This window comes from Microbulbifer maximicatervae (SeqCode) (assembly GCF_052467325.1).
Window position 1 is genome coordinate 2881364 of record NZ_CP174310.1, and the last position, 17419, is coordinate 2898782.

General features: G+C 50.4%; 14 protein-coding genes. 12 read left to right on the forward strand and 2 right to left on the reverse strand.

The genetic code is table 11. The annotated features are described in order from the left end of the window. The first annotated feature begins 563 nt into the window (after positions 1-563). The 7 genes from ACJJIE_RS12955 (at position 564) to ACJJIE_RS12985 (ending at position 11742) form a co-directional block, all read left to right on the forward strand. Positions 564-1151: an ANTAR domain-containing response regulator gene (locus tag ACJJIE_RS12955; protein ID WP_282931354.1), complete on the forward strand. Its 588-nt coding sequence runs from the start codon at positions 564-566 to the stop codon at positions 1149-1151. A 7-nt stretch (positions 1152-1158) separates the two neighbouring features. Continuing rightward, positions 1159-2223 (forward strand): CmpA/NrtA family ABC transporter substrate-binding protein, encoded by a 1065-nt coding sequence (locus ACJJIE_RS12960; protein ID WP_444891958.1) that lies wholly within the window; start codon positions 1159-1161, stop codon positions 2221-2223. Between the two features lie 180 nt (positions 2224-2403). Then, a complete protein-coding gene (locus ACJJIE_RS12965) occupies positions 2404-3867 on the forward strand; it encodes a NarK family nitrate/nitrite MFS transporter (protein ID WP_444891959.1) in 1464 nt (487 codons plus the stop codon). Continuing rightward, positions 3857-5638: a bifunctional protein-serine/threonine kinase/phosphatase gene (locus ACJJIE_RS12970; protein WP_413663238.1), complete on the forward strand. Its 1782-nt coding sequence runs from the start codon at positions 3857-3859 to the stop codon at positions 5636-5638. The genes ACJJIE_RS12965 and ACJJIE_RS12970 overlap by 11 nt, the downstream gene beginning before the upstream one ends. A 270-nt stretch (positions 5639-5908) precedes the next feature. Beyond that, positions 5909-8446 carry a nitrite reductase large subunit NirB gene (nirB, locus tag ACJJIE_RS12975; protein WP_444891960.1) on the forward strand — a complete coding sequence of 846 codons (2538 nt, stop codon included), beginning with the start codon at positions 5909-5911 and terminating at the stop codon, positions 8444-8446. Between the two features lie 87 nt (positions 8447-8533). Continuing rightward, positions 8534-8980, forward strand: coding sequence for a nitrite reductase small subunit NirD (gene nirD / locus ACJJIE_RS12980; protein WP_413663240.1), 447 nt, complete (start codon positions 8534-8536; stop codon positions 8978-8980). Beyond that, positions 8980-11742 carry a nitrate reductase gene (locus ACJJIE_RS12985; RefSeq protein WP_444891961.1) on the forward strand — a complete coding sequence of 921 codons (2763 nt, stop codon included), beginning with the start codon at positions 8980-8982 and terminating at the stop codon, positions 11740-11742. Before nirD ends, ACJJIE_RS12985 begins: the two co-directional genes overlap by 1 nt. A gap of 68 nt (positions 11743-11810) precedes the next feature. Here the strand turns inward: ACJJIE_RS12985 and ACJJIE_RS12990 are convergent, their stop codons facing one another. Continuing rightward, positions 11811-12770, reverse strand: a complete 960-nt coding sequence (locus tag ACJJIE_RS12990) for a LysR family transcriptional regulator (protein ID WP_444891962.1) — start codon at positions 12768-12770, stop codon at positions 11811-11813. 375 nt (positions 12771-13145) lie between these two features. On the opposite strand from ACJJIE_RS12990, the gene ACJJIE_RS12995 reads away from it, so the two are divergent. The 3 genes from ACJJIE_RS12995 (at position 13146) to ACJJIE_RS13005 (ending at position 15051) form a co-directional block, all read left to right on the forward strand. After that, on the forward strand, positions 13146-13748 hold the full coding sequence (locus ACJJIE_RS12995) for a LysE family translocator (protein ID WP_444891963.1): 603 nt from the start codon (positions 13146-13148) through the stop codon (positions 13746-13748). 83 nt (positions 13749-13831) lie between these two features. Then, complete coding sequence (locus ACJJIE_RS13000; protein WP_282931346.1) at positions 13832-14245, forward strand: VOC family protein; 414 nt, start codon at positions 13832-13834, stop codon at positions 14243-14245. A gap of 80 nt (positions 14246-14325) precedes the next feature. Further along, positions 14326-15051: a dienelactone hydrolase family protein gene (locus ACJJIE_RS13005; protein WP_282931345.1), complete on the forward strand. Its 726-nt coding sequence runs from the start codon at positions 14326-14328 to the stop codon at positions 15049-15051. A 94-nt stretch (positions 15052-15145) separates the two neighbouring features. On the opposite strand, the gene soxR is transcribed toward ACJJIE_RS13005, so the two are convergent. Beyond that, positions 15146-15634, reverse strand: a complete 489-nt coding sequence (soxR, locus tag ACJJIE_RS13010; protein ID WP_282931344.1) for a redox-sensitive transcriptional activator SoxR — start codon at positions 15632-15634, stop codon at positions 15146-15148. 84 nt (positions 15635-15718) lie between these two features. Here soxR and ACJJIE_RS13015 point away from each other — a divergent pair, with 84 nt between their 5' ends. Then, entirely contained in the window at positions 15719-15874 is a 156-nt protein-coding gene (locus tag ACJJIE_RS13015) for a hypothetical protein (RefSeq protein ID WP_444891964.1), read from the forward strand. Between the two features lie 285 nt (positions 15875-16159). Further along, positions 16160-17383 (forward strand): MFS transporter, encoded by a 1224-nt coding sequence (locus tag ACJJIE_RS13020; RefSeq protein WP_444891965.1) that lies wholly within the window; start codon positions 16160-16162, stop codon positions 17381-17383. Positions 17384-17419 lie beyond the last annotated feature (36 nt).

Sequence of the window (17419 nt, forward strand, 5' to 3'; positions counted from 1 at the left end):
CGCTCGAAACCTTTTCCCTGAAGTTAAATTGCTATTTGTTTATCCAAAATATAAGGAGTTTTCCTTTTTAAATGGCCTTACCGCTCAATTCACTATGAATTTTCAACCCAAGAAAATCCCCACAGTGGAGTGACCACCTACAAACAAACAAAAAACTACAATAATTTAGGGGTAACTGACTATTTTTAATAACCGCAAATAGATCGCCAAACACACCGTGTTAGTTAAATATTGTCGATAAAGGCGACTATCGCATTACACCTATAATAAAAAATAACGCGCCATGTGACAGTCTATTCACGCAAACCACAAATGTGCAGATGATTTTGCTTCCATAGTACCAAGTCACACTTTTCTACCTGAAAAATATGTACTAGCCCCCTACTTGTGCAAAAAAAACAATATCCGCAGAATGTCGCACCAGGAAAAAGCAGTAACATCAGATTTATCTCATGGAATTAGAGACATATATCCACTCCCCCACCTCTGCGTATTTGGCACAACTATTGATTAAAAGTTGGTAAAGCCCAATAAAAATTATTAGATGAGTGCCGCAGTAAATTGTGACTAATCCAAGCCCTGGAATCATGCTGGTCGATGACAATCCCGAGCGCGCCCACTTGGTTTGTGAGCGATTACGTGCTGCTGGCTACAGCATTCTCGCCCAGATCAACAGTGCCGAAGGCCTCCTCTTCCAGGTGGAAAAATACCGTCCAGATATTGTGCTGATAGACATCGAATCCCCGGACAGGGATATCCTGGAAAGCCTGGCCATAGTCAATCGTGAGGCGCCAACCCCAGTGGCTATGTTTTCAGGTAGCGGCAACGCAGACTTTATTAGTCGTGCAGTCGACTCCGGGGTAAGCGCTTATATGGCCGAGGGAATGACTCCTGAGCGCGTGGCACCGGCGATCGAAATCGCTATGGCACAATTTAAACATTTCCAGCAATTGCGTCAGTCTCTCGAGCGCACCCAGCAGCAACTCACAGAGCGAAAAGCGATCGAGCGGGCCAAAGGGCTATTAATGGCCAAGAAGAACCTCAGTGAAGAGGATGCCCATAAGACCTTGCGCAATCTCGCGATGAACAGCAACTCGACCATCCATACAGTTGCCGAGCAAGTAATCCAATATTTTCAGAAAGAGCATTAGAGTACCGATGTCAGCCCTTCTGTGCCCGGAAAAAAAGATCATCAAACTGCTTTACCTGCGCCTGACCGACAGCGCACCGCTGATTGTCGCCAAGGAGCTAGGCTACTTCCAAGAATATGGATTAAAGGTACAGCTGCAAAAAGAAACAAGCTGGGCCACCCTGCGAGACAAGTTAATTGCGCGCAAAGCAGATGCTGCAGCAATGCTCGCTCCTATGCCCCTGACACTTGAACAAGCGTTACCCAATTGCCACGAACGCTTGTTAAGTGGATTAATTCTCAGCTGCAATGGTAATGCTATTACCCTTTCCGCAGAATTATTCGAACGCCTGCAAAATTACTGTGAAGGTGACTCACAAAGTGATATAGCCTTGGCGCTAAAGCGCTACCTGCACGACAATAAATACCCACCTACTGTCAGGCTCGCCACGGTTTATCCATTCTCCAGTCATAGCTTGCAATTAAGATACTGGTTGCGCTCTGCCGATATCGACCCGGACCGGGATATAAAACTGGTGGTATTACCGCCTGAACAAATGCTGGAAAACCTCCACAGTGGCGTTATCGATGGCTATTGTGTAGGCGAACCCTGGAACTCCCTGGCCGCCCACAAAGGGTCCGGCGTAGTCATTGCAGCCTGTAATACACTGCTGCCAGCTATGCCGGAAAAAGTGCTGACAGTCACTGAAAGCTGGCACCAAGCCAACCCTGCGACCCACTTGGCCCTAAGGGCCGCTCTTCTCAAAGCCTGTACCTGGCTTGCCGCACGCGCAAACAGAGCCGAAGCTGCCAAGCTCTTGTCCCTGGGGCAATACCTCAACTTGCCTGAGGAGCTGATTCAGCGCTCCCTCAATGACCAGATTCTCTACCACCGGGACCGGGAGATTCTCGCCAATCCCGGCTGGCACCTCTTTGCCCATATTGATAACGACTGCGGGCGTCCAACTCAGGAAAAAGCACGGCAGCTGCTGGAGATGTATTCAGACCTGGGGAGTTCGACACTCCGTGCAGCAGAAGCCTATCGTCCAGACCTCTATCGGCAGACAGTGGATTTCCTGCTCGCAAAAAAATAGTGGCACATTAATTGAATGGAAATAATTCGATGATGCAATTGCCTTCCCTCAGGCGCATCAGCGCGGTGAAGCGGTTGTTCGCCGAATATAACGGGCAACGAAGTCCATCGTCTGCAGTCAAGCGGCTGCAGCTGTGGGCTTTTTTTGTGCCTGCGGAATTAGCAAACAAAGGAAATGCGCATGTCCAGTGACTCACTCAATCTATTCTCGTTCCGCGGGAAGATAAAAGTGCTCCACCTAACCTGGGTGGCCTTCTTTATCACTTTCTTTGCCTGGTTTAACCACGCACCACTGTTAATGGCAATTGCGAAAAGCCTTTCATTAACTCCGGACCAGGTCAAAACCCTACTTATTTTAAACGTGGCCCTGACAATTCCCGCACGCATTGTAATCGGGATGCTCACTGATAAATATGGCCCCAGACTCACCTATTCGCTATTACTGGCAATCGGCAGTGTGCCTTGCTTTATTTTTGCCCTGGCAGACAATTTTGTGCAAGCAGCCATTGGCCGATTCCTTTTGGGCTTTATTGGTGCAGGTTTTGTTGTAGGTATCCGCATGGTGTCCGAGTGGTTCCCGGCTCGACAGCTGGGTACCGCAGAGGGTATTTACGGGGGATGGGGAAATTTTGGCTCAGCCGCAGCGGCCATGTCCCTACCCACCATCGCCCTGTTTTTTGGCGGTGACGACGGCTGGCGCTACGCCATTGGCCTCACCGGTGCAATCGCACTGGTTTACAGCGTAGTTTATTACTTCTCTGTGACTGATACGCCCAAGGGGTCAACCTATTTCAAGCCAAAAAAAATTGGTGCTATGGAAGTCACCAGTCCCGGGGATTTTATCCTGCTTCTGGTGATGAAAGTGCCCATGTATGCGGCACTGGCTCTGCTAACCTGGAAATTATCCAGCGGCGTTGCATTAATATCCAACCTTACTGCCAACCTGATCTATGCAGGCCTGGTATTACTGTATCTTCTGGACGCGTATAAAACCTACAGTATTAACCGTGAAGTACTCAGCAACTCACCAGCACCGGTACACCGCTATAAGTTTAAGCAAGTAGCAGTTTTGAATCTGCTCTACTTCGCGACTTTCGGTTCCGAATTGGCTGTGGTTTCCATGCTGCCCCTGTTCTTCTCCGAGACCTTTACACTGGACCCGGTAAAAGCTGGCTTGCTGGCCTCCGCCTATGCCTTTATGAACCTCATGTCACGCCCTGCCGGCGGATTGATTAGCGACCGCTGGGGCCGCAAACCTACCCTGCTGATCCTCACCGCTGGCCTGGCTCTGGGTTACTTCACTATGAGCATGATCGATGCCGAGTGGCCCCTGTACCTGGCGGTCGCCGCTGCCATGGCCTGTTCCTTCTTTGTGCAAGCTGGTGAGGGCGCTGTATTCGCAGTGGTGCCCTTGATCAAACGCCGCCTAACCGGGCAGATTGCCGGCATGACTGGCGCCTACGGCAATGTCGGAGCCGTTTTCTATCTCACCGTTCTCAGCATGGTGTCTTACCAGGTCTTTTTCCTGGTAATCTGCGCTACCGCATTGCTCGGCTTTGCCGCCCTGCTTCTACTGGAAGAACCGGAGGGACAAATGGCAGAAGTACACCCCGATGGCAGCGTATCCATGATTGATGTTGCCTAATAACGATCTACCCACTGCAGCGAGCACAGAAGAATCCGGGCTCGCTGCCAGTGACAGTTCGCAGGGCGATAAAGAAGATGCCCTGCAACTGTTCACTGCCTCCTGCGCTGGACTTCGCCAACACAATGACGACGCCTGCGCAGTGAGGCTTCCCGAAGGCGCTGAATTACAGCGCCACGGCAGCCTTGCCGCAGTAGCCGACGGTGTTGCCAATGCAGAAGCCGGCGGTGAAGCAGCCCGCGCTGCCATCAATGGATTCTTTTCCGATTATTACAGCACCCCGCAAACCTGGTCGACAAAGCACTCTGTTGCGCGGGTTTTGCACTCGCTCAATAGCTGGCTGTTTCGACAGAGTGGCGGCAGTGCCGAAATTAAACGAGGTTGGTTGACCACTTTTTCTGCCGTTATTTTCAAAGGCACCAGCGCACACCTGGTTCACATCGGCGACTCCCGGATCTACCGACTACGCAACAGAAAATTAGAGTGCTTGAGTAGCGATCACAGCCACAGCCTCGGACCTGGACGCACCTTTTTGAGCCGCGCCCTGGGAATGGATGCCCATATTGAAGTGGACTACCGCTGTGAGGAACTGCAACCCGGGGATATTTTCCTGGTGAGTAGCGATGGGATTCACGATTTTCTGCCTGAGACAGAGTTAATTGAGCTATTGCTTAATTTTTCCAGCTCAACCCCACAAGGGCTTATTGATGCTGCTCTGACAGCGGGCTCCACCGATAACCTGACTGCTGTCACTTGCCGGATAAATTATGTAGGGCTGCCCCAGTGCGATGAATTGGCTATGCGCAATCGCGAACTCCCGTTCGCACCTGACCTGCGCCCGGGCCAAAAGCTCGACAACTTTCTTGTTTTACAGGAATTACATGCCAGCAGCCGCAGCCATCTCTATCTGGCCCGAGACCTCAATACCGAAGTATTACGGGTGATAAAAACTCCCTCGGTTAATTTCTGTGATGACCCCCACTACATCGAACGATTTATTGCTGAGGAGTGGACCGGGCGACGAATCTCCCACCCAGGAATTATTAAAGTTTTTGCTCCGACTTCTGAAAGGCACTGCCTCTATCATATTCTCGAATATATCGAAGGACAGACTTTGCGTCAGTGGATGCAATTACATCCACAACCTCAAATTCCCCAAGTGCGGGAGCTAATGGGACAACTGGTTAGTGCGTTGCGAAGTTTACAGCGGTTGGAGATCGTTCACGGCGATCTCAAGCCAGAGAATATTATGATGCGCAACGACGGGCGCCTGGTAATCATTGATCTCGGTGGTGCCGATGGCCCAGGGCTCAGAGAGCAATTACATCTATCTGGTGAAACAGCACCCGGCAGTAAGAATTATGCAGCTCCGGAATTCTTTTTTGGGGATAGCGCCAGCCATCGATCAGACATCTTTTCCCTGGGAATCATTGCTTATGAATTACTCACGGGAAAATATCCCTACCCCGAACGCTTTGGTAGCTACCACTACCGTTTAAAGAGCTATAGCCAAATGCGCTTTGCTCGCGCATCCGCACACCGCAAAGATATTCCCTACTGGATTGATAGCGCCCTACAAAAGGCTTGTGCTCCTGACCCTAAAAAGCGCTACAACGCATTGTCAGAATTTATCCAGGATCTGCAATCTCCCAGCCCAGATTTTAAAGCTCCCCAAAGCCGCCCCCTGCTAGAAAGAAATCCGGTTCTTGTCTGGCAGCTACTAACTTTAATTCTACTGCTCTCTCATCTACTCTACTTCTTTTGGCGCTAATACATAAGATTTGAATAAGCACATTTACAGCGCAGAAAATTAATTAAATGCACCACTTTGTCGCAAAAATTGTGGACAATCAGGCCAAACCCCCTTTATTACTAAAAATAAAATTGGCATAGAGATTGAATGTATTTAATTACCAACAAATTATTCCCCCATTACGAGGCAACGGCGCCTGTACTCTTCGGCAGAAGAGGAGACGCCCTTGCCATTTCAGACGGGCCCTCTTCCTGCCGAATAAAACGAATTGAGACGGCAGGATTGTAAATGAAGGCAAATGTTAAACCTCAAAAGCTGATTGTGATTGGCAACGGTATGGTCGGGCACCATTTCCTGGAACAGCTCGCCAACCATCAATACGCCAACCAGTTTGATATCACCATATTCTGTGCAGAGCCCCGTCCCGCTTATGACCGGGTCCACCTTTCCGAATACTTTGCCGGACGCACAGCTGAAGACCTGTCCATGGGAAACTTGGAGCAGTATCAGCAGTGGGGTTTTAATATCCTGCTCAATGACAAGGTGGTGCAAATTGATCGGGACAATAAAACAATTACTGCGGCAAGTGGAGCCAGCCACTCTTACGACCAATTAATACTTGCCACCGGCTCCTACCCTTTTGTTCCGCCAATACCCGGTCATCAACACCAGCGCTGCTTTGTATATCGAACCCTGGAAGATCTCGATTCCATTCGCTCGATTGCCGCCAGTGCAAAAAGTGGTGTAGTTGTCGGCGGTGGCCTACTGGGCCTGGAAGCTGCCAATGCCCTGAAAGCCCTGGGACTTGAAGCCCACGTTGTCGAGTTCGCCCCAGGCCTTATGGCCACTCAGTTGGATGAAGGTGGTTCAGCCCTATTAAGAACAAAAATTGAAGCACTCGGGGTTCAGGTACACACCAGTACCGCCACGGAATTGATTGAAGAAGTAGACGGCCGCCTGCGTATGCAGTTCAAGGGAGATAAAGAGCTGCTTACCGATATGATTGTTTTCTCCGCAGGCATTCGCCCCCAGGATGAACTGGCAAAATCCAGCGGGCTGGAAGTTGGCGAACGCGGCGGGATCGTAATTGACAGCTGCTGCCGTACTTCAGACCCGAATATTTTCGCTATCGGCGAATGCGCGCTTTACGATCAGAAAATTTTTGGCCTGGTCGCACCCGGTTACAGCATGGCGCGTACTGCTGTCGCTCAACTGACCGGTGGAGAGGAAAGTTTTAACGGTGCTGACATGAGCACCAAGCTGAAACTCCTGGGCGTACAGGTCGGTTCTATTGGCGATGCCCATGGTCGCACCAACGGCGCTGCCGCTATTACTTTTGTAGATGAGCAGAGCGGTGTTTACAAACGTATGATCACCGATAGCGAGGGAAAAAAGCTCTTGGGCGCGGTAATGGTAGGAGATACGGATGACTACGATACCCTGCTGCAATATCACCTCAACGATATTGATCTGCCCGAACATCCGGAACAATTAATTTTACCGGCAACCGATGGCGCCACTCCCGGGCTGGGTGCTGCTGCACTCCCCGCTTCGGCTACCGTGTGTTCCTGCCACAATGTAAGTAAAGGCCAGATTATCGACGCCGTTGCCGGTGGCTGCCACTCACTGGCTGATGTTAAGGATGTAACAAAAGCATCTACAGGTTGCGGTGGTTGTGCTGGGCTACTGAAAAATATTGTCGATGAAGAGCTGGCGGCGCTCGGCATGGAAGTGAACAATCACTTATGCGTGCACTTCCCCTTCTCCCGCCAGGAGTTATTCCACATTATCCAGGTGGAAGAAATAAAGACCTTTAGTGAATTATTAAGTAAACACGGTTCAGGGCGCGGCTGTGAAATTTGTAAACCTGCGGCCGCATCCATATTTGCCTCCCTGTGGAATGAACATATTCTGGAGCAGACTCACGTCGGCTTACAGGACACCAACGATACTTTTATGGCGAATATGCAGAAAAACGGCAGCTATTCCGTAGTTCCGCGTATTCCCGGCGGCGAGATCACACCGGAAAAATTAATAGTGATCGGCGAAGTCGCCAAACGCTACAACCTCTATACCAAAATTACCGGTGGCCAGCGTATCGACTTGTTTGGCGCGCGCCTGGAGCAGCTACCGGAAATTTGGCGAGAGCTGATTGATGCAGGATTTGAAACCGGCCATGCCTACGGCAAATCCCTGCGCACGGTTAAGTCTTGTGTTGGTAGCACCTGGTGTCGCTTTGGAGTTCAGGACAGCGTTTCAATGGCCCTTCAAGTAGAAAACCGCTACAAGGGACTACGCTCTCCACACAAAATAAAAATGGCCGTTTCCGGCTGTACCCGTGAATGCGCTGAGGCTCAAAGCAAAGATGTCGGGGTTATCGCCACTGAAAAAGGTTGGAATCTATTTGTTTGTGGCAACGGTGGCATGCGCCCCCGCCATGCAGATTTGTTCGCCACCGACTTGGATGACGAAACCCTTATCCGCTATATCGACCGTTTCCTGATGTTCTATGTGCGCACCGCCGATAAATTACAGCGCACATCTGTGTGGCTGGAAAATCTTGACGGCGGCCTGGATTACCTGCGCGAAGTCATTATCGATGACAAGCTGGGGATTTGTGCTGAGCTGGAAGCCCAGATGGCCCGAGTAGTAGACACCTACCAGTGCGAATGGAAAACAGCCATTAACGATCCGGAAAAACTCAAGCGCTTCCGTCAATTCGTTAATAGCAACGAAACCGACGAAAAGATTGTTTTCGTTAAAGAGCGCGGACAACCGCGTCCGGCGACCACTGACGAGCTAGTGGAAACAGCCGAATCCGCCTAAAGCTTCACCCGGCGGCGCAAGCCGCCAGTTATACCGTTATTAATAAATTGCTTTTGAATCCTTTCCATCCATTGTGAGGAAATTATTATGAGCCTGGCTGCCCTGCAAGAAACTCCCCCAAATTCAGTTGCCATAACCCACCCCCAATGGTCTCCAATCTGTCAGCGATCAGATTTGGTCACCAACTCTGGGGTATGTGCGCTTTGGGGCGATACCTCCGTATACCCAACGAAGGCTTTGAATACAGTGACTAAAACTGTCTATCAAAGAAGCATCGCCCTGTTTTTTTTACCCGACCAGGAACAACAGCTTTATGCCGTTGACAACTGGGACCCAATCGCACAAGCTGGTGTGATTGCAAGAGGAATTATTGCGGAGTTGGAAGGGGAATTAACCATTGCTTCCCCAATGTATAAAAACCATTTCCGCCTTAGCGATGGAGTCTGCATGGAAGACAGCGATATCAAGCTTGCCACCTACCCGCTGGCATTTAGTGGGAACACGGTTTACATCGGCAACAATAAGCTACAGTAATGGCAGTACAGGAATTTCTGAGCGCGCACCGCTCCTGCACTACCTGCCCCTATTGTGGTGTCGGTTGTGGGGTTTCGGTTAACAGGGAAGAGCGCGCAAATACTACAGCGATTACTGTTAGTGGCGACTCCCAGCACCCTTCAAATTTCGGCAAATTGTGCGTTAAAGGTTCTGCGCTCGGCGAAACGCTGGGCGAACACGGCCGTCTCCTGCACCCTCGCCTGCACGGAAAAGATTGTGACTGGGATACTGCACTGTCTTATATGGCCGATGCCTTTAAGCAGACAATTCACGACCATGGCCCTGACTCGGTAGCTTTTTATCTGTCCGGTCAGCTTCTCACCGAAGACTACTATGTAGCCAACAAGTTAATGAAGGGATTTATTGGCTCTGCCAATATTGATACCAATTCCCGACTTTGTATGGCCTCTGCGGTGGTGGGATATAAACGCGCATTTGGTGCCGATGCGGTTCCCTGCTCCTATGAGGATCTGGAACAGGCTGAACTTATCGTGCTTGTCGGTTCCAATGCAGCCTGGACACATCCGATCTTATTCCAGCGAATGCAGGCAGGTGCTGCAAAGCTTGTCGTTATCGACCCCCGTGGCAGCGCTACCAGTGAAATGGCAGATCTGCACCTGGCAATTAAACCCGGCACTGATGCGGCACTATTCAATGGACTACTGCGTTTTCTCAGCCGGCACTATTATCTAGATACCGGCTATATAAAAAATCATACACAGGGATTTGCCGATACCTTAGCTGCGGCTCAAGACTGGTCACCAGAATTAACTGCGGCCACCTGTGGCATATCTATCGAAAAACTATTGGAATTTTTTCAGGCATTTGCAGCAACAGAAAAGACCATTAGTTTTTATTCCATGGGAATCAATCAGTCCAGCAGCGGCACTGATAAAAATAACGCAATCATAAACTGCCATTTAGCCACCGGACGCGTGGGCAAAATTGGTGCAGGACCATTTTCTATTACCGGCCAACCCAACGCGATGGGTGGACGCGAGGTGGGCGGACTTGCCAATACCCTCGCCGCACATATGGAGTTTAACGAGCAGGATATTGACCGGGTATCACGATTCTGGAATTCCGATCAAATTGCTACCAAGCCGGGAATGAAGGCTGTGGATATGTTCCGCGCGGTAGAAAGCGGAAAAATTAAAGCCATTTGGATTATGGCTACCAACCCCGCCGTCAGTATGCCCGAAGCCGATAGAGTCAAAGCCGCACTACAGAAATGCCCGTTGGTTATTGTCTCCGACTGCATTGCCAATACCGATACCGCTCGCTGTGCCGATTTGCTACTTCCCGCAACGGGCTGGGGAGAAAAAAACGGCACTGTCACCAATGCAGAACGACGTATCTCTCGGCAACGTGGATTTTTATCCCCAGCGGGAGAAGCTCGCCACGACTGGCAAGCCCTGTGCGGACTGGCCCAGCATCTGGGTTATGGAGATCAGTTTAATTATTCACACCCCGCCGATATTTTTCGTGAGCACGCCCAGCTTTCCGGCTTCGAAAACCACGGCTCCAGGGCTTTTGATATCTCCGCACTCGCCAATATCAATCGCAGTGAATACGATGCACTGGCCCCGGTACAGTGGCCGGTCAACCAGGAGCATCCAGCCGGGTGCAAACGCTTATTCACCAGTGGACAGTTTTTTACCCCGGACAAGCGTGCTCGCTTTATCCCCATAGCGCCGCAGCCTCCGGAACAGCAGATCAGTGGCGAGTATCCTATATGGCTCAATACCGGCCGTATGCGCGACCAGTGGCATACCATGACCCGAACCGGGCGGGTAAGAAAATTACTCGATCACAGCGAACTGCCGGAAATACAAATAAACCCCAAGGATGCCGCTCGCTTCCAGGTTAAAGATGGGGAATTAGTTCGGTTAAACAGCGCCTCATCTAAAATGGTCGGCCGCGCCGCTCTCAACGGCGGGCAAAAAAGAGGGGAGATCTTTGCCCCCATTCACTGGAGTGAAACCTTCTCACAGGATTCCAAGCCCAGTGCCCTGGCGGACTCCAGTATTGATCCCTATTCCGGTCAACCTGAATTCAAACAGGTTCCCGTTAGTGTCAGTCCCCTGGCAGCTGAATACTTTGCCACAATGATCTGTGCCGAAGAGACTGCCGATAGAGTATGGGATTGGTTACAGCAGTCCAACGACAGCAGTATCCTGCACTGGTATCGAGTCCCCTTGGAAAATGGCTTTCGCTATGAAATTGCCGCGAACCAACTTATCCACGGGCGGGATCTGGCATCCAAGATAATGAACGACCAGCCCCAATTGTTCTGGCAGGAATTGGTTACCCCTAAAAGTCAGCGCTGGATCGCCTACGATAATAGCTTAAAACTGCTGATTTTCTCTGGTAGAAACTGGCACCAATTACCCAGCCGACAGCACCTGGAAAACTACCTGGCCACTCCCCTGCCTGAATCACCGGGGCAACTGCTTCATCCCATAAAGCCCGGTGTGAAGATGATTTGTACCTGCCTCCAGGTTTCCCGGCCACAGATAGAGGAGGCCATCGCCCAAGGCATTAACACTGTCGAAGCACTGGGAGAAACCCTTGGCTGCGGTACCAGCTGCGGTTCCTGCAAACCAGAAATTTCCAGCATTATTCGCACAGTTAACGCCTCTGAAGACACATCCATGGAGTCAACTCCGGTAAAGCAAGATCCGGTAGAAATAAGCAGTAATGCCCAAATAAATATGGTTCAGGAATTTATTCCGCAGTAAGGTTTTAAATTCCCCCATGAATAAAAGAACCTCTGCCCGCAAGTGACCAACCTTGACGGCAGAGGCCTCTACCGAGCTATTGAGAACCTTCCGGGACAATCAACCGCTTCTGCAGCTAGCTTTTGCGTTAAATCGCGAGGATGGCAGGCAGCAAGCTGGGTATCACTATCGGCCAAATAATCAATCAGTTTCTGTATAGGACCTTCGGAGACTCCGTTTGAAGGTCTAACTGCATAGGCGGGTAAATTCGGAAGCTGCCAGTCTGGCAATAATTCTTGTACATCATCCTGTGCACTTATTAGAAATCTAGGTGGCGCCGATAGTCCCAGGCCGCAGCTCGTTAATCGATAAGCCCCTTCAACACTGTCGACAGTCGCTACCGGAGCGTAGCTAACTTCATATTCGCCCTGCTGCCGATGCAGAAATCGCCGGTGATTGGGCCGCATTTTCAGCCCAATCCAGGGCCAAACTGCAAGGTCGCGAGGATGACTCGGAAAACCATAACGATCCAGCATATCGCCACTGGCAATTAACCCCCGCTCTAGTTCAAATATCTTACGCGCTTTCAAATTGCTGTCAGGCATATTACCCAGACGAATTGCCAAGTCAAAACCACCGCCAATTACATCCTCGTGCTGGTCGCTGCATTGAATTTGTAAATGAATACCCAGATCCCGCCGGACAAAGCCCACTATTTTGCTCAGCAAGCGGCTGTGGATCAAAACGGCGGGGATTGCAATTTTAAGCCGACTGATACTGCGTTCCTCTCGCGCTTTGTATTCTCCGAGACCATCGGCGTACAAATCCAATATCTTCTGTGCCGTTTTATAAATCTTTTCCCCATCTTCGGTCAGGGACAACTTGCGGGTATTGCGATACAAGAACGCAACCCCAAGACTTTCCTCTAACCTCGCCACATAGGAACTAACGCTGGCGACAGAAATATCCAGTTCCGAAGAAGCGCCTCTAAAAGAGCCGCTTTCCACAACCTTGGCAAACACCAGTAAATAGCGAATATCCTTTAGCACAATAGCAACTCCCTATGAATTCTCTAAAGGTACTTCTGGGTCAACAGGAAAGGATACACCGCTCTTGCGAAGATCTGTGAATATATTGCTGTTAGCACCTAATCGGCATCCAGTCTCGTGCAGCACACTCGTCCATACTTACTACTGGGGTGAAAGGAAAGAATGCACCGTACTCGAGACACGCAGTGAATACATCCCTGTAAGCTCCTAATCGGCATCCATGCCTCATAGGGTCCCGAGTTCAATGTATTCTTTCCTTCTCCCTTTTTAGTAAGTAAATTTTTATAAACAATATATTTCAGTTTTAAGTATCTAATCATTTTCCTACCAGGCCATTAAAGTCTCCAAACAATTGATAACTGCCAGGAGCAGCGAATGTCACTACTTCTTGCTATGTTTGGGTTTTCCCTGGCTATGTCCATTACACCGGGGCCGGTCAATATGGTTATCATTTCCTCCGGGGTGAATTATGGATTTATCCGCACCTTGCCCTTTGTATCAGGAGCCACAATAGGCTTTACACTGTTACTTGCAGCTATGGGCCTTGGGCTCTATCAGGTAATAGAAATTTATCCCCAGTTACTACGATATGTTGCGATACCAGGATCAATTTATGTGGCCTTTATCGGCTACCAAACAGCGGCTGCACCTGCTAATCATGCAGATATTGAGCGGTTACAGGAGCCACGCTTTTACCAGGGGTTTTTATTGCAATGGTTTAACCCAAAGGCCTGGATCGCCTGCCTTTCTGGAGTGGCTATTTTCTCCAGCAGCGATAACCACAGCAATTTACTCACATTTACCCTGATTTACTTTCTGGTTTGCTACATATCATTAAGTACTTGGGCTATTGCCGGAGATCGGGCTCGCTTACTATTAGAGAGTCAATACCGGCGCAAAATATTTAACAAATCAATGGGGAGCCTTCTGATTATTTGCGCTACCTACCTTCTCTACAGCCAGACTTTTACAGATTAACTAGAAAATCTCTAACATTTAATTCACTCGACAACTACCTTAGGGTCCACCTAGTCTTAGTAAAAACTAAGCTTGGGCCGCCTATGATTAAGCTCCACCATATTGACCATATTGTATTGCGTGTCCAATCTCTAAAACCCATGCTCGACTTTTACCAAAATATTCTTGGATGCAGCATTGTGCGCCAACGGGACGATATTGGCCTCTACCAACTCCGCGCAGGCACTTGCATGATAGATTTAGTGCCAGTTGATAAACCTATAGGCCAGAGAGGGGGAGCAGCACCAGGAAAGGAAGGGCGGAACCTGGATCATTTTTGCTTCCGGGTTGAACCCTTTAATCCGGAGAGTATTCAAGCCTTTTTAGCGCAGGAACAGGTAAAGTTTTCGCCAGCAGAAGAACGCTTTGGCGCCGATGGAATTGGCCTGTCAATTTACATCTCAGATCCCGAGGACAATGTGATTGAGCTGAAAGGACCACCCACTGGCAACAACTGAAGTTTGTGCCACGCTTGCGGAGTAGCCGGGCCCTTACCGGTTTCCCAACGACTCTTTCTCGATCAGCCAGGCGATTCACTATGGAAGCGGAAGTAATTGACTACACCGTAAACGGTGACACTTTTTGCGGATATCTCGCATGGGATGAAAATATCAGTAACAAACGGCCGGGGGTTTTACTGGTACACGAATGGTGGGGTCACAATGCCTTTGTCCGCGAGCAGGCGGAGAAACTGGCCAACTGCGGCTACCTCGCTTTTGCGGTAGATATGTTTGGCGCAGGCAAACAGACCGATGATCCACAGGAGGCACAACAGTTCAGGGATGAAGCCCTGAAAGATCCGGTGGCCCTCGAGGCGCGCTTTCGCACAGCATTATCACTGCTCCAGCAACAGCCCCTAGCAGACCCGGACCAGATCGCAGCACAGGGCTATTGTTTTGGCGGCGGAGTCGTACTCGCCATGGCTCGAATTGGAGTAGACTTGCGCGGCGTTGTCAGTTACCACGGCGCCCTGGCTAGAAGTACGCCTGCACAGAACGAACCTATCAAACCCGAAATACAAGTCTACACCGGTGGCGCCGATGTGATGGTCCCACCGGACCAGGTCGGCCAGTTTGTAACTGAGATGCAAGAGTCCAACGCAAAGTTAACTCTGGTCAGTTACCCTGGAGTCCTACACGGATTTACCAACCCTTGTGCGACAGACCGGGGAGAAAAGTTCGGCCTGCCGCTGGCCTATAACCGTGAAGCCGCTGAGGACGCCTGGCGGGGAACACTGGCGTTTTACGAGAAGATTTTCTCCTGAAGTGAGCGCCGGAAAACCGCTATCAGCCTTTTTAGCAGTGATAAAGGTACGCCTTGCGAGTTGGTAGCAGTACTCGTGTATTGCTACCACTTTCCTACTCGGTCAAATCCAAATAGCGAGCTCCCCCTCCCTGCTCCGCAGCTTCATCCCCGGGATTCCGTAAAGGGCATTTCTGCATAGACAAACAACCACAGCCAATACATCCCTCAAGGTCATCGCGCAACTTGGTTAACTGCTGGATACGCTGATCCAACTCTTCACGCCAGTGAGAAGAGAGTGATGACCAATCCCCCGCATTGGGAGTGCGCTTATTAGGAAGTTCCCCGAAGGCCTCGCGTATTTCTGACAGGGGAATACCGGTGCTCTGTGCCACCTTGATAATGGCCACTCGGCGCAACACATCCCGCGAGTAACGCCTTTGATTTCCCGAGGTCCGCCAGCTGGCAATCAGGCCTTTGCTTTCATAGAAATGCAGGGCGCTGACTGCCACGCCGCTGCGCTCGGCCACTTCGCCAACAGTCAGCTCCCGCTTGATTTGCTTTGACTTAACCGCTCCTTTTTCGGCCGATTCTTCAGCTGCCATAAAAACGCCCACCAACCATTGACCTAAACATTGGTTGAGGTTTTACACTGCTGCGCAACCTAATGCAAGCGAGGGAGAAAAGTGATGGAAAAGCACCAAGCAAACGGCGTTGCGCAACCAGCCGGTCAAGCCAACCCCAACCTGTTCTTACTACTAGTGGCAGCTGCAAGCCTGAACCCCAAATTTGCTACTGAAATACGCGAGTCTGGAGATACCGCGAAGAGAAACCCAGGGACCTAGGGAGCCACTGAATAACTCCGTAATGCCTCTGCGGGTCTTGAAGGCTGCAGATGTTAGGCGCAGCTCGCCGCAAATGGCCGTAGCCCTTTGCAAGAGCTGCAACGCAGCAGCTGTGGCCTTCAAGGCCCGCCCTTCGGGGCTTGCAGAGCGATTCACACTCCGCGTTGCGACCTCTTGAAAGGTCTAGACATTCCTGCGAAGCCGCGCCTTGATTGTGAACCGCTCTGCAAGCCAGAGGTATCACGGAGTTATTCAGTGGCTCCTTAGAAACAGCGACTAATAATCATGAAGCACACGACCAGCGGGATACCGTCTCAGAGCCGTATCACATTACTGTGCCTGGCAGCACTCACTATCATGTCGGGGGCCACTGTAGCCCCGTCACTACCTGCACTGCAGCAGTATTTCTCAGGGACACCCAATAGTGATTTGTGGAGCCGACTGGTAGTGACCCTGCCCGCTTTGAGCATCGCCCTCTGCGCTCCATTAGCAGGCTGGATTGCTGATCGCCATGGCCGCCTGCAATTATTGAAAGCAGCCCTGGTACTCTATGGACTATCCGGTCTACTAGCCCTATTTCAGGATAGTCTCGCAGGTATCCTGACTAGCCGCTTACTATTGGGAGTTGCCGTGGCCGGAACAATGACCTCGGTAACAGCCCTGGTGGGGGATTATTTCAGCCGGGAGCAACGCCTAACTTATTTGAGCCAGCAGAGTACTTTTATCAGTATCGGTGGGGTCGTATTTCTAACCCTGGGCGGACTACTGGCCAGCTTACATTGGCGCGCCCCCTTCGCAATTTACTTGTTGGCCTTACTACTAGTTCCAGCAGTTAAAATTTTCCTTTGGGAGCCCATGCGAGTAAGGCCTTTCAAGCACAGAGACCCCAAAAAAGAAAAGCAGGATAACCCGCTTGCATTTTATGCACTACTGGCGGCGGCAACTTTAAATAGCCTGGCTTTTACCCTGATTCCAACTCAGATCCCTTTTTACTTGCGCGAGATAGAAATTTCTTCACCCAGCCTTATTGCTATGGCTATCGCCTCCAGTAATGTTATGGGAGCCATCGCCTCATTATTGATTTACCGGCGAGCCCGGAATCGACTGGGAGTGCTCGGCGTTTTTGTCGCAAGCTTTACTATTATGGCCGCCAGCTTTGGGCTCCTCGCCGGCGCTCAAAACCTGACAGAAATAGTTGCTTTTATTGCCCTCTACGGACTTGGAATGGGTACCCTGATACCACATATCTTTTCTACGGCTCTCGAGTCTGCTCCGGAGTCAAAAAGAGGGAAAACTGCGGGATTTCTGACGACTGGAATTTTTCTTGGGCAATTTATTTCGCCTTTCATCAGCCAGCCCTGGATTGATAACATGGGATATTCCAGTGCATTCTCATCCATGGCTTTAATTTTGATGTTCGCCGCCTCCAGCGCAGCTTTGATATACATCATTAAAATTAAAAAAGAATTCTCATTGGCATATACTTCCGGGCTGGGATCGGGAAACTGATCCGACAGGAAAGGTATTCCTCCTTTCTGCCCGATA

What these genes read in the sequence shown, in the direction of transcription:
- ACJJIE_RS12960 (WP_444891958.1), top strand. Translation starts at nt 1,159, where the DNA reads ATGTCAGCCCTTCTGTGCCCGGAAAAAAAGATCATCAAACTGCTTTAC.
- ACJJIE_RS12965 (WP_444891959.1), top strand. Translation starts at nt 2,404, where the DNA reads ATGTCCAGTGACTCACTCAATCTATTCTCGTTCCGCGGGAAGATAAAA.
- ACJJIE_RS12970 (WP_413663238.1), top strand. Translation starts at nt 3,857, where the DNA reads ATGTTGCCTAATAACGATCTACCCACTGCAGCGAGCACAGAAGAATCC.
- nirB (WP_444891960.1), top strand. Translation starts at nt 5,909, where the DNA reads ATGAAGGCAAATGTTAAACCTCAAAAGCTGATTGTGATTGGCAACGGT.
- nirD (WP_413663240.1), top strand. Translation starts at nt 8,534, where the DNA reads ATGAGCCTGGCTGCCCTGCAAGAAACTCCCCCAAATTCAGTTGCCATA.
- ACJJIE_RS12985 (WP_444891961.1), top strand. Translation starts at nt 8,980, where the DNA reads ATGGCAGTACAGGAATTTCTGAGCGCGCACCGCTCCTGCACTACCTGC.
- ACJJIE_RS12995 (WP_444891963.1), top strand. Translation starts at nt 13,146, where the DNA reads ATGTCACTACTTCTTGCTATGTTTGGGTTTTCCCTGGCTATGTCCATT.
- ACJJIE_RS13000 (WP_282931346.1), top strand. Translation starts at nt 13,832, where the DNA reads ATGATTAAGCTCCACCATATTGACCATATTGTATTGCGTGTCCAATCT.
- ACJJIE_RS13005 (WP_282931345.1), top strand. Translation starts at nt 14,326, where the DNA reads ATGGAAGCGGAAGTAATTGACTACACCGTAAACGGTGACACTTTTTGC.
- soxR (WP_282931344.1), bottom strand. Translation starts at nt 15,634, where the DNA reads ATGGCAGCTGAAGAATCGGCCGAAAAAGGAGCGGTTAAGTCAAAGCAA.
- ACJJIE_RS13015 (WP_444891964.1), top strand. Translation starts at nt 15,719, where the DNA reads ATGGAAAAGCACCAAGCAAACGGCGTTGCGCAACCAGCCGGTCAAGCC.
- ACJJIE_RS13020 (WP_444891965.1), top strand. Translation starts at nt 16,160, where the DNA reads ATGAAGCACACGACCAGCGGGATACCGTCTCAGAGCCGTATCACATTA.